Source organism: Clostridium beijerinckii, from assembly GCF_036699995.1.
In the GTDB taxonomy this organism is placed as follows: Bacteria; Bacillota; Clostridia; order Clostridiales; family Clostridiaceae; genus Clostridium; species Clostridium helianthi.
Genome location: NZ_CP144906.1, coordinates 545,984 through 570,344, shown reverse-complemented (window position 1 = coordinate 570,344; position 24,361 = coordinate 545,984). Strand labels below are relative to the sequence as shown.

The following is a 24,361-nucleotide window of genomic DNA, read 5'->3' as shown; positions in this document are numbered from 1 at the left end:
AAGAAAAGCCCATATAGGCTTTTCTTCATTTATTATTAACTGTTAGTTATCAGATTCTAACTTGATTTTTTACCTGTCTTCTCTAAAGTATGCTTCTCCGAGAGCCTGTGGTGATGAATTTAAATTATTCTTCTTTAATCCGCCTAAGACCAATACTATTATTGTAGTTGCATACGGAAGCATTGTTATAAAATATTGGTTTACTTCTATTCCTGTTCCTTGCAATCTTAGCCCTAGTATATCTAATCCACCAAACAAAATAGCCCCAAAAATAGCTTTTACAGGACTCCATCCGATAAAAATTACTAATGCTACAGCAATCCACCCTCTACCTGCTGTTACATTTTCCTGCCATGAAGGTATGTAAACTAAAGATAAAAAGCTTCCACCAAGTCCACATAAAGCCCCACCAATTAATAAATTAATATATTTATATAGTGAAACATTTATTCCAGCTGCATCTGCTGCATAAGGATTTTCTCCAATCATTTTCATATTCAGCCCATACTTTGTAAAATTAAGATAAAAATAAATTAATATAGCGCATATATATCCTAAGTACACAAACATGCTTTGATTAAATAAAGCTGACCCTATAACAGGTATATCACTTATTAAAGGTATTTTTATAGGTGCCAAAATATTTTTAAGATTATCTGATAATACTTGTCCAACATAATCTTTTCCAATAAAACTTGAAAATCCACTCCCGAATATTGTTAATGCAAGACCTGTAACAACTTGGCTTGCTCTAAGCGATACTGTAAGAATAGAGTATATTAGTGATCCAATAGCACCAAGTAACATACTAAATAAAAGTGCTAAAAACACATTTCCTGTTGTGTAACCCAATATAAATCCGCCAATAGCACCCATTAACATCATGCCTTCAATTCCTAAATTTAAGTTTCCAACCTTTTCTCCCAAAATACATCCAAGTGTGGCGAAAAGCAATGGTGTTCCTGCTATAACCGCTGATGATAAAAACAAACTAATGTCCATATGTTTCACCTCCCTTAGTCACATCTACTTCACTTTCGGATTTAGTTGAAATTTCAATTACAACTTTATATTGTAAGAAGAATTGACATCCTAATACACAAAACAAAATCATAGCTTGTATGATATCTGCTGCAGCTTGAGGTATTTGAAATGCTGTTTGTATATAAGATGCCCCCTGAATCAAAACAGCAAAAGCTACGGAAACTAATAGAGTCCATATAGAATTAAGCCCTGAAAGCCAAGATATTATTATTGCAGTGTTACCTACATTAGAAGTCAATTGGGTACTAAGTGTATTTGTAACAGCAGAAGCTTGGATAACACCCGCAAGTCCAACTAATGCACCACTTATAAAAGTTGTTAATAGTATTATCTTTTTTACACTCATTCCAGAATATTTAGCGGTATTTTCACTTTCTCCAAGTACAGAAATTTCATATCCCTTCTTTGTGTAATTCAAGAATGCATGTACTACTATTACTAAAATAAGCGCTATTACCCACCCTATATGAATGCCAAATACCTTTGGCAAGGTTGCATTATCACTAAAATTAGCTATCTTTGGAAACCCGAGTGATGCTGGATCTTTCCAAAGTTCATATTGAAGATAAACAATCCATTTTAAAGCAATATAGTTCAACATTAGTGTTATTATAGTTTCATTTGTATTAAATCTTGACTTTAAAATTCCTGCAAATAAAGCCCATAAACCTCCGCAAATCATCCCCACTATTATCATTAAAATTATTACTAGAAATTTAGGAGAATCCTTAAAATTTAAAGCTATAAAAGTTGCGCCAAATCCTCCCATGAGCATTTGTCCTTCTCCTCCAATATTCCAAAACTTCATTTTAAATGCTATTCCGATACCTAATCCAGCTATAACGAGAGGTATTGTTTTTACAATCGTCTCCTTAATTCTATGTCCACTTCCAAAAGATCCATCTAACATTGACACATAAACTTTAATAGGATCATGACCCATAAGCAAAATGAAAATACCAGTTAATACTAAAGCCAGTAAAACTGCAAATACTTGAAGCAATATCTTCTTTTTCTTACTTAGCTTCTTTGCTTTTACTATTCTCATTCTAATCATATAAGCCTCCTCCTTTCACACTCGTTACTTTTTCAATTTTATTATCTTTAAAATCCAAAGCTGCTTCTTCCATATGTCCTGCCATCATCATACCAATTTGTTCTTTTGTTGCATCTTTTGTATTTACAATACCTATTAATTTTCCGCCACATAAAACCATTATTCTATCACATAGTTCCAAAAGAACATCTAAGTCTTCTCCCACAAATAATATAGATACTCCTTTTTCCTTTTCCTTATTTAAAAGATCATATATCTGATATGTAGCCCCAATATCTAATCCTCTTACTGCATATGAAGTAATAAGTATATCTGGGCTTAAACTTATTTCCCTACCTAATAATATTTTTTGTATATTTCCACCTGATAATTGCTTTACTGGATGGTCTATGCCTGGCGTTTTTATCTCTAACTGTTCAACCATACTTGTAGCAATATCTGTTAATTCATTTCTTTTTAAGAACAATCCTTTTTGATCATAATATTTTCTAAGTAATAAATTATCAACAATACCCATACTTCCAACTAAACCCATACCTAATCTATCTTCTGGTATAAGTCCCATTTTAATTCCCTTTTTATAAACTTCTCTTGGAGATTTATTAGTAATATCTTCTCCTTTAAATATAAGATTTCCACTCTCTACTTTCTGTAATCCAAATAAAGCTTCGCAAAGCTCTTTTTGACCACTTCCCGCAACTCCAGCTACTCCTAAAATTTCTCCTTCATTCATACTGAAGCTAATATTTTTAAGTACTTGTACTCCTAATTTATTTCTGACTGAAATATTTTTTACATCGTATATCAATGTATTTTTATTTGATGATACTTTATCTATCTTCAAATCGCTTTTATACCCTACCATAAGCTCTGTTAATTCATTTACGTTTGTATCAGCTATATTTAAAGTCTTTATGTTTTTTCCTTTTCTTAATACTGATACTTTATCACATATAGCCATTACTTCATGCAGCTTGTGAGTTATTATTATAACTGCACATCCTTGTTCTTTCATTCGTTTTACTATATTAAATAGTCTACCTACTTCTTGAGGCATTAGTACCGCTGTTGGCTCATCTAGTATTAAAATATTTGCACCTTTATACAATACTTTAATTATTTCTAGCATTTGTTTTTCAGCTATAGACATTTCACTTACTCTTTTTTTTAAATCTATTTGTAGATTATATTTCTCGCATAAGCTTAGTATGTTTTGATCTACTTCTTTATTTTTGGTAAAAAATTTTCCCTTATTACCAGCAATTATATTCTCTTTTGCCGTAAATCTCTCAACTAATTTAAAATGTTGGTGAACCATACCTATTCCACATTCAATGGATTCCTTTGGAGATTTAAACTGAACTCTTTTTCCTCTTATATAAATTGAACCACTATCAGGATTGTAAATTCCTGATAGCATGTTCATTAGAGTACTCTTTCCAGCCCCATTTTCTCCGAGGAGTGCATGAATTTCTCCACTTTGTACCTTTAAATCTACATCTTCATTAGCTATGACAGATCCAAAAGTCTTTGTTATTTTTTTTAGTTCAACACTCACACATTGTTCCATAAAGAGACCTTCTTTCCTCATTATTATTTACTAATTTGACCTTCTACTCCTTCAACAAGCCAGTCAAAGCTTAGCAATTCCTTATCTGTCATTTTTTGACCTTCAGCAACCTTTATAGCTCCTGATTGATCTTTGATTGGTCCTGTAAATACATCCCAAGATTTGCTTACCATTTTTGCTTTAGCTTCGTCAACTTTTGCTTGTGCTCCTTCTGGTGCATTCTTAGTTAATGGTGCTATGTCAACTATTCCTGTATCTATACCACCCCAGTAGCTTTCTGATTTAAACTTTCCATCCATAACAGTTTTAACAGCTTCTACATAATAAGTACCCCAATTCCAAACAGCACTTGTCATATTAGCCTTTGGCGCTGATGCTGACATATCTAAATCAGATCCAATAGAGAACGCGCCTCTTTCTTCTGCTGCTTGTTGTGCAGCTGTAGTATCTTGGTATTGCCCAATTACGTCTACACCTTGATCAAGCAATGATATAGCAGCTTCTTTTTCTTTTGCTGGATCATACCATGTGTTAGTCCAAGTTACCTTTACTACTGCATTTGGATTTACTGATCTTACCCCTAAAGCAAATGCATTCGTTGCTCTAACAACTTCTGGAATAGGGAATGCTGCTACATAACCAATTTTACCGTTTTTACTCTTCATCCCTGCTACGATTCCTGTAAGATATCTAGCTTGATATTCTCTACCAAAATATGTGCTCATATTATCAGTTGTCTTATACCCCGAGCAGTGGAAAAACTTTACGTCTGGATATTCTTTTGATACTTTTTCTATATAATCCATATATCCAAAAGAGGTTGCAAAAATCACCTTAGCACCTTGATCAATCATATCTGTAGCAACTTTTTCTACTTCTTGACCTTCCGGTACAGATTCTTTAACTATAGTCTCAACATTTGGAAGCTTTTCTTCTAAATATTTACGACCATTATCGTGTGCTTGGCTATACCCTCCATCCGAAGCTGATCCAATATAAATGAATCCTACCTTAAGCTTTTCGCCCGAAGCCTCTGTCTTTGTTTCCTTTCCATCATCTTTTGAAGTTTGTGTAGATGCTGACCCACATCCAACTAGCAGCATAGTAGAACATGCTACTGCAGCAATTACTGTTAGTAATTTCTTTTTGATGTTCTTATTCATAACTATTTCCCCCTTTAAAATTAATTTGCTCTATATCCTAATATTTAAAAAATATTGAATAAGCCTTAAAGCTACTGTTTTTCTATAAACAGCTGTGGATCTTTGATCATCAATAGGGATTATTTCTTTAGAATAAATGTTGCGTATTTCTTCCATCTCTGATTTTATATCCTCTAGATTTTTTTCTTTTATAAAATTTTCTGCCTCTATTACTCTGACTACCTTAGGAGCCACTGAACCTATTGCAATTCTTATGTCTTTTACTTTTCCATCTTTTACTTCTGCAAGACCAATAAAAGAAAGTTTTGATATAGCAGAAGCTTTTCTAGCTCCAACTTTTTCATAATATACTTTATTGAATTCTGCTTTTGGTATAATTATGCTTTTTAAAATTTCAGTTCTTTCAAGGATAATTTTCCTTGGTCCTAATATAAAATCTTCTATATGAACTTCTCTTGATGAACTTTCGCCAACCAATTTAAGCTTCGCATCTAATGCATATAGTATAGGTAAGGTATCCCCAGCCGGAGATGCATTACATATATTTCCTCCAATAGTCCCCATATTTCTTATAGCTGGTGATGCTATTTGTCTTATGGACTCTTTTAACACTTCTGGAATCCCTTTTGCTCTTAAAAGCGCTGATAGAGTACAGGCTGCTCCTATTTCTAAGCTATCATCCGACTCTTTAATTCCTTTTAGTTCTTTTAAATCTCCTATATATAACAAGTCTTTATTAAATTTTGGGAGAAGTGATGCAGCATTTTTATTCCTAACCATTAGGTCAGTTCCTCCGGCATAAATAGTTACATCTTTTTCATTTAATATTTTTAATGCTTCATCCAAATCTTTTGGTAAATATCCATTTACCATAACCCATCACCTCTTTTAGATGCCATAAGTATTGCATTAATAATCATGTTATATCCTGTACATCTGCATAAATTTCCTGAAATTCCATTTCTGACATCATCTTCTGTTGGCCTTGGAATTTTAGATAACAGTGCATGTGCTGCCATTATCATTCCTGGTGTACAGAAACCACATTGTACAGCCCCTGCTTCTGCAAAGCACCTTTCCAAGACACCGAATTGTTTTGTCCCTTTTAATCCCTCAACCGTTATAATCTCTTTTCCTTGTACAGAGCCAATTGTTACTAAACAAGAATTAATTAATTCTTTATCTATAATTACAGCACAAGCACCGCATTCCCCTTCACCACAGCCTTCCTTTGGACCCGTTATATCCAAATCTTCTCGAAGGAAATCTAAAAGTCTCTTTGCAGAACTCTCTTCTGTAGCTATTGTTTTATTATTTATCTTTAATGTAATTGTATTACTCATTTACTATCGCCTCCATTATCCATTCTGGAGTTACAGGCAATCTATTCACTTTTACTCCTAGTGCATTTTCTATTGCATTTGCATAAGCTGGCGCAGTTCCTACTAAAGTTAGCTCCCCAGCTCCCTTAGCTCCAAATGGGCCAAGATCACATGGATTATCTACTAATTCATTTTTAATATTTACAACATCCTTTGCAGTTGGGATAATATAGTCAGTTATGCTATGTTGCCTAACTTTTCCCACCTTGTCGTATTCCATGTTTTCGCAAGAACCATACCCAAGGCCTTGTATAACTCCCCCTTGTATTTGTCCTTCCATTATAGTTTCATCAATTGGAATTCCAATATCAAAAACTGTATATATTCCAGTTACTTCAGTAACAGCTGTTACCGTATTAATCTCAACTTCTACAACATTTATTCCCCATGAATAACTTGGATAAGCATCACCATTAAATTTCGTTATATTCCAAGGTATTAAATCTGGGTGTTTATAATTTTCTTCTATTATTTGTTCTTTTCCATCAACCCAATTTTCTTTTAGTCTTAAAGCAGCTCTTTCAAGCAGCTTACCTACTACCATAATTGATCTTGAAGCTACAGTTGGCCCTGAATCTGGCACTCTATCTGTATCTGGATTTTCATAAATTATATCTTGATAATTCTTATCAAGAGCCTTTGCTACAATTTTCTTAAATGTTGTTTGTAGACCTTGTCCCATATCTGTGTTAGATACTAGAATCTCAATAACTCCACTTTCATATTTTAATAACTTTACCTTGGCTTTAATAAAATCCCTCTCTCCGCTTCCAGTAAACCCGCATCCATGTAGAAATATTGACATTCCTATTCCCTTTCTCATAATCCCTTGTTCACTTGAATACTTTTTATATTTTCTGCTAAAATCACTTATTTTTTCAGCTTTTTCTAACATTTCTTCAAGCTTTACATCATAAGTAAACTTTCCGCCAGTACAAGTATCATCACCAGTTTTTACAAAATACTTATTCTTTAACTCTAAAGGAGTGAATCCTAATTCTTTAGCTATATGAGCCATATGTGTTTCAATTCCAAATATACTTTGTGGACCACCGAAGCCTCTAAATGCTCCGGTAGGCACAGTATTTGTTTTAACTACGCGTCCTTTAACTCTGATATTAGGTATGTTATAAACCCCTATAGCACATAACAAAGCTCTTTGGAGAACCACACTAGAAACAGTCGCATATGCCCCACCATTTAATATAATATCTACATCCATCCCAATTATTTTGTTATTTTCATCAAGGAGCGTTTTGTATTTCAGTAAAGCTGGATGCCTCTTAGTTGTAAATGCCATATCCTCAACTCTATCTAAAATTAACCTAACTGGTTTTTTAGCTTTATAAGCTGCCACTGCAACCTGTGCTCCGAGTAGAGAAGGATAATCTTCTTTACCACCAAAGCCACCTCCAGTTGTAGTTTGTACAATTCTTACTTTATCTTCCTCAAATCCTAATGCTTGAACAACAGCACCTTTAACGTAATATGGGCATTGCATAGTTCCATATACCGAAATCTTGTCATCTTCATAATCTCCAACTAATCCTTGAGTTTCTAAGTAAGCCTGTTCTTGATATCCTGTATAAAATTCTTCTTCTATTACTTTTATAGATTTTTTAATTGCATCTTCTATATTGCCTTTTTCGTATTCATATTTATCAAATATTTCCGTTGAATTTCTCATGTCAAAAACAGGAGTGCCCTCTTCATACTCAACCTTAATATCATTTAAAATACTTATAACTTCTTCAAGATCCGGCCCTAACACTAAAAGGATCGGTTCTCCTATATAATTAACTTCTTTGTCGGAAAAAACCGACATGTCATTTTGAATTATCTTCACCTTGTTTAAGCCAGGAACATCTTTTCCTTCAACTACATAATAACCATCTTTTAACTCAGGAATAAAAATTCTTTTTATAACAGCCTTTGATTTTTCTGAACGAAGAGTCTTAGCATATAAACTATTTTTAAATTTAATATCCGCAATATATTTAGCACTTCCGTCTACCTTAATTTTATGATCAGCTTTTATAACTGATTTTCTTATACTATCCATAATCTTTCCTCCATTTCATAAGGAGCTAAAATTAAAATACGTTTTTGATTGCTTTCTTTGGACATTTAGATTCACATAATCCACATCCAAAACATTTACTCTTGTCCATTTCTACTTTTTCATTTTTACTGCTAATTGCAAAGTATGGACATATATTTTCGCATAATTTGCAGTTAACACATTTGTCGTAATCAATAGATGGATAAATAGGATCATACTTTACATTACCAGTTTGTAATTCAGTATTTAATACTTCTTCAATAGAGTTAAATCCATACTTTTCTAAAGCACTTGGAAGATCTTCAACTATCTTTTTATATAAATCCTTTCCTTTAAGCATAGCAGCAGACAACATTTGAACTGCAGTTGCTCCAGCAAGTAAAAATTCTATTACGTCTTCTGCTGAAGCTACCCCGCCTACACCAATTATTTCACATTGTGGAAGGGCTTTCTTAATTTTGTTGATAAGTGCTAAAGCTATTGGTTTTATTGCTGGCCCTGAAGTCCATACTTCTCCTTCTTTATTCCCTATTAATACTTTTCTTGATGCTACATCTATTTTCATAGTTGGTCCTAGAGAATTAATCGCTACAACTCCATTACCACCGTTTTCTATAACCATTTTCGCAAATCCTACTGGATCAGGTATATGTGGACTCATTTTCATATAAACTGGCTTTTTGGTATGCTTTCTTATAGTCATTAACGTTTCTTGTATTGCTGATAAATCTTTTCCTACATAATGAGTTGATATTTCAAAAGCATCAGCATACTTATCTAGCTTTGGAATTAAGTTTTCCATGTCCTCTTTTGAATACCCTACACTTATAAATAATGGTTTATTTATCTCTGCCTTTATTTCTGGTAGAAATTTATCTAACCATACTTCTGGCTCATATTCTGACCATAGCTCAGCATTCATAACAAAGTCTTGTCCACCATATATGCATGGCCTAACTACTTCTGCCCCTTTGCTAGATATTGTTTTTGTGACAATTCCTCCAACTCCAAAGTCAGATATTATTTTCATTTTTTCGCAATCTCCAACTAATGGGCCTGATGCCGGCATTAATGGATTTTCCAAATATATTCCGCTTAAACTTGTACTTAAATTCATATATTATTTCTCCTTACACTTTTCCCAAATCTCATGTGCTATTTGAGTTGATTCTTTGTATATTTTCTCTTCATCCTGCAATACCTTATAATCTTTTAATCTAATTTCACCATTGCACCAAACATTCTTAGGCTTAAAATTATCTAACATTCCATAAAAAAAATGACCGAATAAATTATTTTCTGTTATTGGCGTAGGTGCATTATATTCTAAAGTCAAAAAATCTGCTTCGTACCCTTCTTCAATTTTTCCAAGCTTGCAGCCTAAAATGTTGCTTGCATACTCGTAGTTGTTCTCTATAATCTTCTTAATGTTCCCTAAAGCATATGCTGTAGGATTCTTATACTTTAAATGCATTCCAAACATTAAATTAATCATGTCTCTAGTTAAATTAAATCCAAGCCCATCATTACCTAAAAGACATTTTATTTCCCTCTTCTCAAGTTCCAATACATCTGCTAAACCCACCGCATTATTAAAATTGGAAGTAGGATTTAATGCTACATAAACCTTATACTTTTTTAAAATATCCATATCATTTTCACTTAAATAGATACAATGTGATAAAATCGAGTTTTCTCTAAGCAATCCATGTTCCTCTAATCTTTCGATAGGTGTTTTTTTAAATTTCTCAATACTTTCTATATTATCCTCATCACTTTCACCAACATGAATGTGTATCGGCATTCCTTTACTTCTATCTGCTATTTTCTTCAAAGACTCATCACTTAATGTCAAACATGCATGCATTCCAAATAATCCACTTGTCATAGTTGAATGAATTTTACTAAACTCGATGTTTTCTTCGATACATTCATCTATTGGGAATCTATCGCTACTTTCGAAGCAAAATACTCCTCGAATTCCTATATAATCACATAAAGCCCTTTTTAATAAATTTAAGCTGCCTCTTATTTTTCTCCCACTAGCATGATGATCTACTACTGTAGTTACTCCATTTTTTATAAATTCAATTCCACTTACAAGAGCACTATAATAAATATCTTTTTCATCAAGAACCTTATCTAATTTCCACCACATTTGCTCTAATAAATCTACAAAACTTTTGGGATCAAATTCGGTAATCCACCCTCTAGCAAAGGTTGAATATATATGGCTATGGCAATTTACAAGTCCGGGCATTAATATTTGATTATTACAGTCATATACTTCATCTGCTCCCTTAAAGTTTTCCATGGAACCCACTTCAATTATTTGTTTATCAAATAACACATAAGATTTTTCCTTTAATGAATCAAAATTAAATATATTGACATTTATTAATGCTTTAATCATACTTGTAACCTCCTTGGTAAATACTCACCTTGTCCGCCTAAAAACTCACCTTCACTAACTACAATCTTTCCTTTAGATATAGTTGCACTTATTTCACCTTTCAAAATTTCGTCATGATAAACAGAATTATCATCCGCTATTTTAGTTGTCTTATTTGGGTCAAAAACCACTATATCTCCATCACTTCCCGGCATTATCGTTCCTTTTTTAGGATATAATCCATGAATCTTTGAAGGTTCTACTGTAAATTTAGAAATTATACTTTCTCCAAAAAGAGTAAACATATTTAAAAATGAATATTTTACTCCATCTATTCCCATGGGAATTTCACTTGTATATTTCTTATTTTTTAATCTTTTAGAAAACGGACAATGATCTGTACCTATTACATCAATTGCATCTATATTATTAATCATCTTTAATCTTTCTTCTTCACTTCTTAAAGGTGGCGTCATAGTATATAAATATCCATCTTCTTTTTCATATAATGAAGAGCTAAATCTAAAATAATGAGGTGCGCTTTCTAATACTATCGTTGAATGTAATTCATCTAAATAAACTTCCTTTAGTCTTTCAAGGGTAGTTCCACAATTGGTATGAACAATATATAAAAGGCCATCTCTATATCTTGCCATTTCAGCTAATTTTAAAACTTCTGTAATTTCTGATAGTGCTGGTCTTGCTTTTTCATGATCTTTTACCAAAATATTTTCTTCTCTTATCATGTCATTATTTTCTGCATGAACTAATACTCTAGTTTTCGTTTTCTTTGAATACTTTAGTAATTCATCTATGTAATAATCCTTTGTTTGTCTATTAGTTGATGCATATGTTGTAAATAATTTTATAGTTGGCATGCCAAGTAAAGAACTTTTGTTTAGGAGTTCTTTAACATCTCCATCTGGATTTCCAAGTGTCACATGAAAACCATAATCAACAACACTTTTTTTTGCTAGTTCATATCTTTTATTAAAAGCTTCATCTAACTGATCAACATTATTAATTGGATCTAAAAAATCTATAAATGTTGTTATCCCTCCCATAGCTGCCTTTTTTGAACCTTCAAAAAAATCATCAATTGAAACATTTTCTCCAACACCTAAATTAAAATGTACATGTGCATCTATGAAACCTGGTAAAACCATTTTTCCTTTAGCATCATATTTTTCTTTACAATCTAAAATTGATGTAGATACTGTATCTATAATTCCATTTTTTATATATAAATTGCTGTATATAAAATTTCCTTCTAAATATAATCTTCCATTTAATATCCCCAAATCAAAAATAAAATCTCCTCCTTTTAGATAAGTTTAAAATTTTCTTTTCATATCTGTTATCCTTTTAAGTAATAATTAGCCTATAAATTTTCCATATATTTAATATAACTTTTTGAATTTAAATTCTAAATTTTTATATTATACTTATCTAAAATTCTTCTTAATTTAGCCTTATTAGAATTTTTTGAGTAATAAAAACAAAAAGAGGCCTTACTTCTGATTTTGAAATAAGACCTCTTTGTCTATGCTTAACTTTTATTAAATTTTTTTATTTTTATTAAATATTATATATCGCCCTTCTCTAATAAGTCAATAATATTGAAAATAATTTATTATTATAATTATTTTTCAATAATATTTTTCACATTTTCGTAATCTTCCATAGTATCAACATCCAACAATATTCCTTTATCATCTATATTAAGGTATGAGCACTGCTTCTTACTCAAATATTTTTTTAAATTAGAATCATCAGGTTCTTGTAATATTTCTCTTATTAGATTTCTACCTAATAAAATCGGATGTCCGCCTCTCATATTAAAGCTTGGTATAACTATTTCCTTCTCTTCACTTAGTAATTTCTCTATTATATCTTTATTTATTAACGGATAATCTCCAGGAGTAAGTAAGAATTTTGATGCTGTAACATCTCGTATTCCCTTTTTTATAGAACTAAACATTCCTTTATGAAATTCATCATTATATACTACTTTTGCCTTTGTATAATTTTCTACCAATCTATTTATCTTCTCATGCTTATACCCACTAACTACTATTATATTATTACAGTTATCATATAAAGCCTCTATGCATCTCTGTAAGATTGGCTTATTATTAATTTCAAGTTCCATTTTAAAAGCATTAGCTCTACTTGAATATCCCGCTGCTAGTATAACTCCATCTACATCCATCATTCTTCGACCCTCTTCATCTAATATGTATCATTCTTAGCATATTAATAATATAATGAAAGTTCATTCTAAGTTTCTCACTTTATAATAGCTCCATAGTTGCCAGGAGAGTAATTTTCATTTTCTACAACAATATTTCCATTTACAATTACATATGATATTCCTTCTGGATATTGCTCAGGTTCTATAAATGTACCTTTATCCATTATCTTATCTTTATCAAATATTACTATATCTGCCTTAAATCCGACATCAAGGCATCCTCTATCCTTTATTCCCATTGTGACCGCAGATTTACTAGTCATTTTATATATTGCTTCTTCCAATGTTAAAGCATTAAGCTCTCTGACATATCGACCTAATACTCTTGGGAAAGCCCCATATACCCTTGGATGTGGCTTTCCTCCAAGCAAACCATCAGTGCAAAAATTTTGTTCTGGCCTTTTCATAAATTGGATTATATGATCTTCTGATCCGTAATAATCAATCATGCCAACTGCATTTTCTTCTTCTATTAATAAATCTAACGTTGCTTCTATCGGATCTTGATTCCTTATTTCACCTAGTTCTTTTAAGTTTTTCCCTATTATCTCTTTATTCTTATATGTTTTTACTGAAGTAATATATATTCCATCTATACCTGCAAATTCAATAAAATTATCCCAATTACAATTTGTTTCATATATTTCATTAATAATCTTTTGCCTTAAATCTTTTGATTTTATTCTTTCCAGCATTTTATTAGTTCCACCATTATGAACCCATGGCGGGATTATGACACTAAGCATCGTACTTCCAGCATCATAAGGGTATTGATCAAAAGATATTTTTACTCCTTCTTTTTCTGCTTCTTCTATAAGAGAAACTATATCATCTATTTTATGCCAATTATTTTTCCCACAAATTTTAAAATGAGAAAAATGTATTTTTACACCACTTTCTTTACCAATCCTAATTATTTCTTTCATTGAATCAATAATTTCATTTGCTTCACTTCTTTGGTGTACTACAAAAATCTTATTATATTCCGCAACTACTTTGCAAAGCTCAATTAACTCTTCTGTATCACCATAAGCGCATGGAATGTATATAAGTCCTGAAGATAGTCCAATAGCACCTGACTCAAGCTCTCTTCGTAGAATTAATTTCATACTTTCTATGTCCTCTTTGTCCGCTTTATTTGAAGAAAGCCCCATTGCCTCCATTCTAATATTGCCGTGAGGCACAAGATAACATACGTTAGATACTAATCCTCTATCTTCAATTGCATTAAAATAATCTTTTACTGTTTTATAATCCCACGAAATCTCATCACTGTCACCCTCAAGGCCACTTAGATTTTTTCTCCAATCCTTAACGAATTTACTTGGTAGCGGGGCCATAGATATACCATCTTGTCCCAAAACCTCAGTTGTTATCCCTTGGTAAATCTTAGGCCTTATATTTTGATTACTTAAGATTTCTAAATCTGAATGACTATGTGTATCAATAAATCCTGGAGCAACAGTCAAGCCACTTGCATCCAATACATAATCCATGACTTCCCTTTTACTTTCTAAATCACCAATTTCTATAATTGTATCGTCACTTATTATTAAATCTCCACTGTATGCTGGTTTATTAGTTCCATCAACTATAGTTCCATTACTTATCATCCATTTCATTTTCTTATTCCTCTAATCCTAATAATGTTTCCATTATCTTATAATAACCTTCACATGACTTGGATAACTGTTCTATTTCAATATATTCATCAATAGTGTGTGCTATGTTTTCTTTTGATGGACCAAATCCTATAGTTTTTATGTTAGCTTCTCCAGCATAATGACTTCCATTTGTGCAGAAAGAATAGTTAGTTATCTTTGGATTCAACCCCATATCACATAAACCTTTGAAAGTTTTTTGTACAAATGCTTCATTCTCTTTATAACACCATGCTGGAAAGAATCTCTCTCCTTCAATCACTTCTCCTGTATGACATTTCTCTGTTCCTTTAGCATAGGAGACCTTGTAATTAATATTAGATGATTCATTTTTCAACTCATCTATTAATTTTATTATTGGGTCTAAAACACCTTCTTTAGTTTCACCAACTAGTAACCTTCTATCATAGGTTGCCTTACAATAACTTGGCACAACAGATGCTCCCGGATAAGGTGATGATTTAATATCTGTAAGTTCTAGAATTCCTTTTCCTAAAAACTCATCTTCCTCATATTTAATTTCTTGAAGCTTATTTATTATTTTAGATATGCTATAAACTGCATTTACTCCTTTTTCCGGATTAGCTGAATGAGCAGGAACTCCAAAGGTCTCAACTAAAATTTCAGCACGTCCACGTTGCCCTATTTTAAGATTAAGCTCAGAGGCTTCCCCTATTACCACATAATCTGGCTTTACAAGTTCGCTTATATTTCTCGCTGCAACTCCTTCGAAACATTCTTCATGGACTACTCCAGCAATATATATTTCTCCTGGGAAATCCCTGTTATTGTCCTTGGCGAAATATTCTGCTGCAATTATCATAGCTGCTAAAGAACCTTTCATATCAGACGTGCCCCTTCCATAAATCTTATCTTCATCTATTTCAGCTCCAAAGGGATCATGTTTCCATTCTTCTGGATTATTTACTGGAACTGTATCAATATGGGCATCAAAAAGTACTTTGTTCCCTGGTTTGTTCCCTTTTATTTTTCCAATTATACTTCCATACTTATCTATAATAATTTCATCGAAACCAATACTTTTCATATTCTCTTCCAAGCATCTAACTACCTCTCCTTCGTTACCTGAGTAACTTTGAATTCTAATAATATCTTGGCAAAGTTTTATTAATTTTTCTTTTCTATCCTTATCCATAAATAACCTACCTTTCTTATATTTCATTTCCGCATACGTATCTATTTGTTATATTTTTCTTATCACCTAGATATACTAATCTTTCTAATCTTTCTTCAATTGTTCCTTTATCAATTTTCCATAAGTTATCATCATCTATTACTAAGGCATCAAATTCATATCCTTTTTCAAAACTTCCAACCTTTCCGAAAAAACTTCCTCCACCTTTTGTTGCTAAATAAAAAACTTCTTGAAGTGTTAAAGATTTTTCATCTTCCATAAAGCCTGCTTTTTTTATTTTTGATATTTTAATTGCGCATGCCATTACAGAAAACATACTTAAACTTTCTCCACCAGCTATATCTGATCCAAGTCCTATTTTAACTTTTCTCTTTAATAGTTTATTTATTGGAGATATTCCACTTGATAAATTTACATTAGAAGTTGGGCAATGTGCTACCATAACATTATTTCTTTCAATTGTGTCTATCTCTTCTTCTGTTAAGTGAACACAATGAGCCATTATAGTTTTAGTTTGTCCAAAAAGATTTGATTGATTATATACATCACCATAGTTTTTACATTCTGGGTGTAATTCCCTTACCCATTTAATTTCTGATAAGTTCTCTGATAGATGTGATTGAACTGGCATATTTCGGTTTATTGCGATATTACCTAACGCTTTCATTAGGTATCCTGTACAACTTGGCACAAATCTTGGTGTGATTATAGGTCTTACGAATTTATATTTTTTGCTACAATTCTCCAACCACTTTATAGTCATTTTTATTGACTCTTCACTGTCTTCTCTTAATATATCAGGACAATTTCTGTCCATATTCACTTTTCCCACATATGATATTATTCCTTTTTCTTCAATTAAGCTCATTAAAACTTCTGTAGCTTCAGGGTGAATTGTTGCAAAAATAACAGCTCTTGTAGTTCCTTCTGCATATAGGTCATCAGTAAATTCCTTATACACCTTTTTAGCGTAAGATAAGTCTTGAAATTTTGCTTCTTCTGGAAAAGTATATGTTTTAAGCCAAGGCAACAATTCTTTATCATACCCAATACCTTTTATGGCAAATTGAGAAGCATGAGTATGCAAATCTACAAAACCAGGAATTATAAGTTTGTTTCCATGATCATCAATCTTTATATTTTTATATCTTTCTGGCAACTCCTTATATACTCCCTCAACAAAATTCCCGCAAACTACTATATATCCACTTTCGACTATATTAAACAATTCACTTGTTTCTGTATATACTATATTTCCTTTTAAAATTTTAATATCATTTTTGCAACCTTTCATCTCATTCCACCCTCCTTAATTTTCCGGAATAAAAATTTTATAATTTCGGTAAGCGTCACATGAGTCTAAATTATATATTGTTTATCTATGGCTTGGGTACTTTCCATTCCATACTATATCTCTATAGCTTTCTTTATCTGTATTTCCTTCAGTGCTGAAGCAAAGTATTCTTGAATTTTCATCAAGCTTTAATTCTTCTTTTAACCATTGTAAATCCTTATTCTCGAAAATTTCTGCAATAAGCCCAATGGTAACTGCTCCGCTTTCTCCTGAAATAATCTTTTTATCACTCTCAACAGGATTTCCCATAACTCTCATGCCTTTTGCTGTTACATAGTCTGGACATGATACAAAATTATCACTATAGTCGCGTAGAACTTCGTACCCTATTCTGCATGGTTCTCCACAAGCAAGTCCTGCCATTATTGTATCCATATCACCTGTCACAAAATGGAGCTTTCCATCATTTTTCTCTGAAGTTCTATAAATGCAATCGGCCTTATTAGGTTCAACTATCGTTGTTATTGGTCTTTTTTCACCATAGACACTAGCAAAAAATCCTTGAACTGCTCCTGCAAAAGCTCCAACCCCTGCTTGTAGAAAAATATGTGTTGGCATATCTTCTTTCATTTCTTGCAACTGCATATATACTTCATATGCCATTGTAGTATATCCCTGCATAATCCAAGTTGGTATTTTTTCATAACCTTCCCATGCTGTATCTTGAACCATTACCCATCCATTTTTCTCAGCTAAATCATTTGAAAACCTTACAGCCTCATCATAATTCATATCAGTTATTGAAGCATCTGCCCCTTCGGCTTTTATATTATTTAATCTCTCTAATGAACTACCTTTTGGCATATATACTACAGATTTTTGTCTCAATCTATTCGCTGTCCATGCAACACCACGCCCGTGATTTCCATCTGTTGCAGTAATAAATGTTATATCCCCAAGTTCTTTTTTCACTTCATCAGAAGTTATTTTATCGTATGGTAGATTATCTATATCTTGTCCTAGTTTTTCAGCAATATAATTACCTATCGCATAACTTCCTCCAAGCACTTTAAATGCATTTAATCCAAATCTGTATGACTCATCTTTTACATATATATTACTCACACCTAAAGTACTAGCTAAATTCTTTAGTTCAGTAAGCGGAGTCATACTGTAATTATGAAAATTGCTATGAAATTTTTGTGCTTTTCTTGCAACATCAATATTTAAAAAATCTAATGATGTTTTCTTTTCATTTTTCCTTTTAAAATTAACATTCTTAAAATTTTCAGTCATTATGATTATCCTCTCTACTCTTAATACATAAAATCAATTGTTATTATTTTTACCTATACTTAATTTTTATGATACATCTTACTCTTATTAATTATTTAACAATAGATTACTGATAAGATACCCCTTTGCACAAACCGTCTACTCTATGTTTATTTAATTAAAGAATACTATTCAATATCCCGTACCAATAAAAAAAAGCCACCACAAATGATCATGTGATGACTTCATCGTCAATATAAGTTTAATGTGACTAAATTTATTTAATGTATGTATAATATCATTTCTTAGAGATGTTGTCAATAAATTCATAATAATTGTATTATTTTTTAGAATTGAGGAGGAGTAATGGTTGAAATAAATATTAGTTCTTCTGAACCAGTATTAATAATTTGGTGTGGAGTTGTTCCAAAATAGTAAATTGTATCACCTTCTTCGAGGGTATACTCATCTGTGCCTATTTTTATCCACATCTTTCCCTTTAAAACATAGGTTACTTCTTCTCCGGGGTGAGTCAATGGTTCACTACAAGTCATGGCTCCTGGCTCCAGCTTAGCCATAAACATTTCAAGTTGCCTATCCATATCTGGGCATAGTAGTTCATATGTCATATGAGATTCTGAGAATCTTATTTTCTTCCTTTCATTATGTCTTACTACTGGGTTTTTAACCTTATTATCTATTAAAAAGTAAAACACAGCCACTCCCAAAACTTCTGCAATTTTTCGTAGTGATGAAATTGATGGCTCTGATAAATCTCTTTCTATTTGACTTAAAAAACCAGATGTCAAATCTGTTTTTTCAGCTAATTCCTTTAGGCTCAATCCTAATTGTTGTCTTCTTTCTCTTATTTTTTCTCCAATCATATAAAATCTCTCCTAATACTAAGAACATTTTTATAGAATTCCTCTAAAATCTCCTATTATCTATTATTTTATATAAGTAATAAATAATTTCAAACCATTATTCTATTTGGAATTCTAAATTTATAAAGTATAAAAAATATTATACTATTAAATATTCATTTTTAAACTATTTTATTGTTATAATATTATATAACAATAAAATTATAACGCAAAAACTATCTTTATGTATAAATTTACTTATTAATTTTTTTCGTTGATAATAGCTAACTGTTATATCATATAAATCCTAATATCAACTATTAGCATTTAAATATGTATTACTTGTATCTTCCATAGTCATGATCTCAGTAAAAATGTTTTCTTATGACTCAAATGCGAATTTGAGCTGAGCCTACTTTATATAAACTATTATTAAATATTCGAAGCTTCGGTCGACACAAAACTATAGAAATTAAATTCATTGCATATCTTAATTTATCTTAAATCTTTTTATTTCTAAATTTAACTTTTCTGCTAATAATTGAAGCTCGTCTGCATATTCAGTATACTTATCCATAGCCCCACTTATTTCTTCTGTTGAAGCTGTCACTTCTTCTGATACAGCTGCATTTTCTTGTGATATAGATGAAATATTTTCAATTTCTGTTACTACTCTGCACTTTTTTTATCTATATCAGCAACAGATAGTTTTACTTCCTCAACCTTATTGATCATCCCCCCAATTGAATTAAGAATTTCATTAAATATATCATGTGTGTTGTTAACTGATAAATCTTGTTCATTTATTACCTGTTCTGTAACTTTAATAGCCTTTACAACTGTATTTGACTTTTCTTGTATATTTACTATGATATTCTTTATTTCTTCTGTTGCCGTCTTAGACTGCTCTGCAAGTTTTCTTATTTCTTCTGCTACAACAGCAAACCCTTTACCAGCTTCACCTGCACGTGCAGCCTCTATACTTGCATTTAAAGATAAAAGATTAGTTTGCTCTGTTATTTGAGATATCTTTTCAGATATTGTATTTATTATTTTAGTACTTTCATTCATGTCCTGAACTATGTCGTTAACTTCATTAGACGCAAGTTTAGTTTTATTTGATTTTTCCGCTAATATATCTACCATAGATAATCCTTTAGATCCTAACTCTTTAGTTTTTTTAGAAAGCTTATCCATTTCATAAGAATTTTTACTAATTTTATCTAGTCTATTTGATAAATCATTCATTTCTAAAACTCCATTTTGGACATTTTGTGATTGAGTTGTTGCACCTTGTGAAACATCTTCTATTGCTTTTGAAACTTCACTTATAGAGGCTGTTACTTCCTGTGACATGCTAGCCAAATTTGATGAAGTTTCTAATACTGTTTTAGATGATTTTGTAACATTCTCCATAAGCCTTGATATATTTCTTATCATCTCATTAAAAGAGTTTGATAAATCCATAAATTCATCTTTTGTATATGTGACCATAGATACTGTTAAATCTCCCTTAGAAGCCTTTTCAAATACTCCTTTTAGTTTTTTTATATTTTCCGCTATACCTCTACTTAATAATAAGGATAAAATTATTGAAGTTAGACTTATAACTAAAGTTATAATTGATGTGGTAGTCAATATGGAATTCGTATCATTAATTATTTCTTTTTCATCTAATGTAGCTACTAATTTCCAGCCTGTAGCCTTATTGGTTTCATAAACTCCAAACCTCTTTACATTATTATCTTCATAAGTTACAAATCCCTTATCTTGAGTTTTTACATCTTGCCAAAATGATTGTTTAGATGCATTATCACTACCGATTAAATCTTTATTAGGATTAACTATCATATTTTTTCCTTCAATGTCAGAAATAAAAATATATCCTGTATTTCCTATTTTCTTTGTTCCTATCTTTTCTAAAAGAGTATCAACTGAAACACTCATTGCGCAGACACCTATTACATTTCCATCCCTTTCTACGGCTTTTGCTATAGCTACAACATTTTTTCCCGTTTGAGCATCTTGAAATGGTAAAGTTATTATTACTTGATGATTACCCTCAAGCGCTTTCTTATACCAACTTTTCTCTTTGGGATTATAACCATAGGGCATTTTTTCATTGGGGTATATTTCAAATTTTCCATCTTCTGTTGCAAAATATACACTATAAATATCTCTATTACTTTCTTTTACGTTCTGTAACATTGCTGCTGTAAATGAATATGCTTCCTCCTTATCAGAATTAATAAAGTTATAATTACTTGATAACATGTTAGTCATGCTGCTAAAACCATTAAAATAATTATTAATTCCATCATTCATCTCTAAAAGTGTTTGCTGACTTGTTGTCTTTAATTTTTCGTTAAGAATTAACTTAGCTTGTTTATTAGAACCATATCCAAGAATAATTAATGGTATTATACATATTCCGAACAAACTAATAACCAGCTTAGTTCTAATACTATTTAATTTTAACTTATGTAACTTCATTTTTAACCTCCTTGATCTAAGTAAATTCTATATGATAAAAAAACCTCCGAGAAAACGGAGGCTTTTCATTTTTTAATTATTTTTTAATAAAGGTACCAGCCTTAATCTTATCAACTATCTCCAAATATTTACTCTTAATATCTTGTGGCACTTTATCACTTAATGTACCAACACTTAAAGATCCATTTTCAATATTTCCATATATAGTTTTATTACCAAACTTGCCGTTTATAACATCATCCATACAAAGTTTTATCATAGCTGCATTATCTGTCACTACACTAGAAATTATTATGCCAGATTTATCATCCTTTACAAGATCACTTGGCTGACCAATATCATATGTATTTGATTTATTAGCTAATGCTTGGCGTGCTCCTGAATCAACAGCACTTGCGTCACCAAACATTACGTCTACATTCTTAGATGTTATCATAGAATTTGCAATTTCCATCCCCTTTGCAGTGTCACTAAATGAACCTGCATAAGCTGATGCAACTTGGATATTTGGATTAACAGCTTTTGCTGCTGCTTCATAGCTTTCAAGTTTAGTTTTTGTAGTATCTAATTCCATACCTCCAATAAAACCAATATTATTAGTTTTGCTCATAAGACCTGCAAGAGCACCTGCCATTTGGCCTATTTGCTCTGCATCTGGTAAAAGAGAAACTATATTATCTGTTTCGACTGTACCATTTAATAATGCAAAATGTACATCCGGATAATCTTTGGCTACTTCCTTTACTGCATCTGAATATTGATTACCTGGTGCAAAAATCAAGTCATATCCTAAATCTGCATATGAACGTATGCTTTGAGCAAAATCCGCTGTCTTAAGGCCATCTGTATATTGAGTTTCAAAGCCCTTTTCTTTTGCAGCAGTAACCATCGCATTATAACATGCAGCTCCCCATCCCCCATCAGAAATTGAAGTATCAGAAATCATTGCAACTTTATAGGTTTTATTTTTTGCATCCTTTGAATCTTTTGTTGAAGTTTCAGTAGTTTTTGAACCTCCACACCCAGCTAGTAATGCAACTAATGTGCACATTGTTAATACTAATGATAATAATTTTTTCATATATTACCCCTCCATTTGTTTATGGTACTGTCAAAGTTTTTTATCTAACTAAGGCAGCAACCCTTTAATTTTTCTTATTTTTTATATAAATAACTTGCCACCCCCAAAAAGTTAAGATATTTTATACTTGCAAAACAAAAACACTGAACTAAAAAAGGAGGCAAGCTATTACCATGATTAATAAGTTTCTTCTTGAAACTGTAATTTATCTTATTGAAATTATAAAGTATCTCATGACTTTGCTGGTTGGCAAAAACTTGCTTAAAAGCATTTCGGACGAACCTGTTAAGAAAGAATACCGAAAGCTTCAAGTAGATGATCAACCAATCTTTGATGTTCCCGAAAAACTTAACTATAAGCTTCTAATAGCTGAATATGAGTTTAAGCACGGCAAAGAATTTGCTCCTGTGAAACCTCGCAAAAACAAAGCGTTAGCTCCTAAGGATGTTATCTGTCCTAAGTGTGGTGCTCCACATACCTATCTTTACGATAATAACGGAGGCCGAGGACAATATCTTTGCAAAGTCTGTGATACCACATTCAATCCTAAAAATTACTATCAGAAATCCATAGTGTTAAGATGTCCTCACTGCAGTAAAACACTTGAAAGAATCAAGGCGCGTAAGGATTTCTACGTTTATAAGTGTAAGAATGATAATTGCTCTTTTTACCAAAATAATCTTAAATCAATGACAAAATCTGAAAAACAAGATTTTAAGAAGAATCCTGGTAAGTTCAAAGTTAGATACATATTTAGAGATTTCACTTTTGACTTTAAGCCACTTTCTAAAGAAAGTCCGGTAAAATCAAAGGTTTCTCTTCCAAACATTATGATTTCTTCTTACACCTTAGGACTCATTCTAACTTACTACGTTAACTACGGTTTATCTTCCAGAAAGACAGCTGCATTGCTTAAAGATATTCATGATATTAAAATATCTCATCAAGCAATTTTAAACTATGTTAATGCCGTTTCAATTGTAGTTAAGCCATTTATAGATAACTACGATTATAAACTTTCTGACTCTTTCTGCGGCGATGAAACCTACATAAAAGTTAACGGTAAGTGGAACTATATTTTCTTCTTTTTTGATGCTGTTAAAAAGATTATTCTATCTTACAGAGTATCACCACATAGAGATACCGAAACGGCTGTAAAAGCCATCGATGATGTTCTAAGTAAGTTAAAAGAAATACCTGAAGATCTTAATCTTATAACTGATGGTAACCCTATATATCTTCTTGCACAGCACTTCTTTGCAAGCCATAGTATAAAATTCGATGTTACTCAAGTTATAGGCTTAACCAATAAAGATGAAGTTTCAAAAGAATATAGGCCATTGAAGCAAATTATTGAACGTCTTAACCGAACCTTTAAAGGCAATTATAGAGCTACTACTGGCTTCGGAAGTCCTAACGGGTCGGTTGCATTTGTAACTATGTTTGTGGCATACTTTAACTTTCTAAGACCACATTCTGCCCTTGAAGGCAAAACTCCTGTAATCCTTGAAGAGTTAGAGTCAATGTCCAACATGCCTACTAGATGGTGCAAATTTATTGAACTATCTCAAGACTTTGTTCTAAATAACTGTACAATAACTGCCTAATGATCTA

The 24,361-nt window shown here is 31.7% G+C and carries 18 protein-coding genes and 1 pseudogene; 1 reads left to right on the top strand and 18 read right to left on the bottom strand.

The genetic code is table 11. From position 1 onward, the window contains the following. Positions 1–69: 69 nt before the first annotated feature. The 18 genes and pseudogenes from PZA12_RS02835 to PZA12_RS02750 all read right to left on the bottom strand — a co-directional run bounded on the left by PZA12_RS02835 (position 70) and on the right by PZA12_RS02750 (position 22,747). Positions 70–1,002 carry an ABC transporter permease gene (locus tag PZA12_RS02835; RefSeq protein WP_078115834.1) on the bottom strand — a complete coding sequence of 311 codons (933 nt, stop codon included), beginning with the start codon at positions 1,000–1,002 and terminating at the stop codon, positions 70–72. Further along, complete coding sequence (locus tag PZA12_RS02830) at positions 992–2,101, bottom strand: ABC transporter permease (protein ID WP_078115833.1); 1,110 nt, start codon at positions 2,099–2,101, stop codon at positions 992–994. Before PZA12_RS02830 ends, PZA12_RS02835 begins: the two co-directional genes overlap by 11 nt. Then, positions 2,094–3,671, bottom strand: a complete 1,578-nt coding sequence (locus PZA12_RS02825) for an ABC transporter ATP-binding protein (protein ID WP_078115832.1) — start codon at positions 3,669–3,671, stop codon at positions 2,094–2,096. Before PZA12_RS02825 ends, PZA12_RS02830 begins: the two co-directional genes overlap by 8 nt. A 23-nt stretch (positions 3,672–3,694) precedes the next feature. Then, the gene (locus PZA12_RS02820; protein WP_078115831.1) at positions 3,695–4,834 is read right to left on the bottom strand and encodes a BMP family ABC transporter substrate-binding protein; all 1,140 of its coding nucleotides are present in this window, start codon (positions 4,832–4,834) and stop codon (positions 3,695–3,697) included. A 30-nt stretch (positions 4,835–4,864) separates the two neighbouring features. Continuing rightward, complete coding sequence (locus PZA12_RS02815) at positions 4,865–5,707, bottom strand: FAD binding domain-containing protein (RefSeq protein ID WP_078115830.1); 843 nt, start codon at positions 5,705–5,707, stop codon at positions 4,865–4,867. Next, a complete protein-coding gene (locus PZA12_RS02810) occupies positions 5,701–6,177 on the bottom strand; it encodes a (2Fe-2S)-binding protein (protein ID WP_078115829.1) in 477 nt (158 codons plus the stop codon). The genes PZA12_RS02815 and PZA12_RS02810 overlap by 7 nt, the downstream gene beginning before the upstream one ends. Then, the gene (locus PZA12_RS02805; protein WP_078115828.1) at positions 6,170–8,278 is read right to left on the bottom strand and encodes a xanthine dehydrogenase family protein molybdopterin-binding subunit; all 2,109 of its coding nucleotides are present in this window, start codon (positions 8,276–8,278) and stop codon (positions 6,170–6,172) included. Before PZA12_RS02805 ends, PZA12_RS02810 begins: the two co-directional genes overlap by 8 nt. Positions 8,279–8,309: 31 nt before the next feature. Next, positions 8,310–9,395 carry a 4Fe-4S binding protein gene (locus PZA12_RS02800; protein ID WP_078115827.1) on the bottom strand — a complete coding sequence of 362 codons (1,086 nt, stop codon included), beginning with the start codon at positions 9,393–9,395 and terminating at the stop codon, positions 8,310–8,312. A 3-nt stretch (positions 9,396–9,398) separates the two neighbouring features. Then, positions 9,399–10,691, bottom strand: coding sequence for an amidohydrolase family protein (locus tag PZA12_RS02795; protein ID WP_103697898.1), 1,293 nt, complete (start codon positions 10,689–10,691; stop codon positions 9,399–9,401). Beyond that, the gene (locus tag PZA12_RS02790) at positions 10,688–11,971 is read right to left on the bottom strand and encodes an amidohydrolase family protein (protein WP_192927421.1); all 1,284 of its coding nucleotides are present in this window, start codon (positions 11,969–11,971) and stop codon (positions 10,688–10,690) included. The genes PZA12_RS02795 and PZA12_RS02790 overlap by 4 nt, the downstream gene beginning before the upstream one ends. A gap of 341 nt (positions 11,972–12,312) precedes the next feature. After that, a complete protein-coding gene (locus PZA12_RS02785; protein ID WP_242964437.1) occupies positions 12,313–12,885 on the bottom strand; it encodes a nucleotidyltransferase family protein in 573 nt (190 codons plus the stop codon). 74 nt (positions 12,886–12,959) lie between these two features. Next, positions 12,960–14,546: an N-acyl-D-amino-acid deacylase family protein gene (locus tag PZA12_RS02780; protein WP_078115825.1), complete on the bottom strand. Its 1,587-nt coding sequence runs from the start codon at positions 14,544–14,546 to the stop codon at positions 12,960–12,962. 4 nt (positions 14,547–14,550) lie between these two features. Then, on the bottom strand, positions 14,551–15,741 hold the full coding sequence (locus PZA12_RS02775; RefSeq protein WP_103697900.1) for a YgeY family selenium metabolism-linked hydrolase: 1,191 nt from the start codon (positions 15,739–15,741) through the stop codon (positions 14,551–14,553). A 16-nt stretch (positions 15,742–15,757) separates the two neighbouring features. Then, positions 15,758–17,035, bottom strand: a complete 1,278-nt coding sequence (guaD, locus tag PZA12_RS02770; protein WP_078115823.1) for a guanine deaminase — start codon at positions 17,033–17,035, stop codon at positions 15,758–15,760. A gap of 81 nt (positions 17,036–17,116) precedes the next feature. After that, complete coding sequence (dpaL, locus tag PZA12_RS02765; protein WP_078115822.1) at positions 17,117–18,331, bottom strand: diaminopropionate ammonia-lyase; 1,215 nt, start codon at positions 18,329–18,331, stop codon at positions 17,117–17,119. Positions 18,332–18,657: 326 nt separating this feature from the next. Continuing rightward, positions 18,658–19,194 carry a helix-turn-helix domain-containing protein gene (locus PZA12_RS02760; RefSeq protein ID WP_039768184.1) on the bottom strand — a complete coding sequence of 179 codons (537 nt, stop codon included), beginning with the start codon at positions 19,192–19,194 and terminating at the stop codon, positions 18,658–18,660. 469 nt (positions 19,195–19,663) lie between these two features. Beyond that, a pseudogene (locus tag PZA12_RS02755) lies at positions 19,664–21,666 on the bottom strand (methyl-accepting chemotaxis protein). Between the two features lie 76 nt (positions 21,667–21,742). Next, positions 21,743–22,747, bottom strand: coding sequence for a BMP family protein (locus tag PZA12_RS02750; protein ID WP_103697901.1), 1,005 nt, complete (start codon positions 22,745–22,747; stop codon positions 21,743–21,745). Positions 22,748–22,920: 173 nt separating this feature from the next. Between PZA12_RS02750 and PZA12_RS02745 the strand changes: the two genes are divergently transcribed. Further along, positions 22,921–24,354, top strand: a complete 1,434-nt coding sequence (locus tag PZA12_RS02745) for a DDE-type integrase/transposase/recombinase (RefSeq protein WP_168983577.1) — start codon at positions 22,921–22,923, stop codon at positions 24,352–24,354. Positions 24,355–24,361 lie beyond the last annotated feature (7 nt).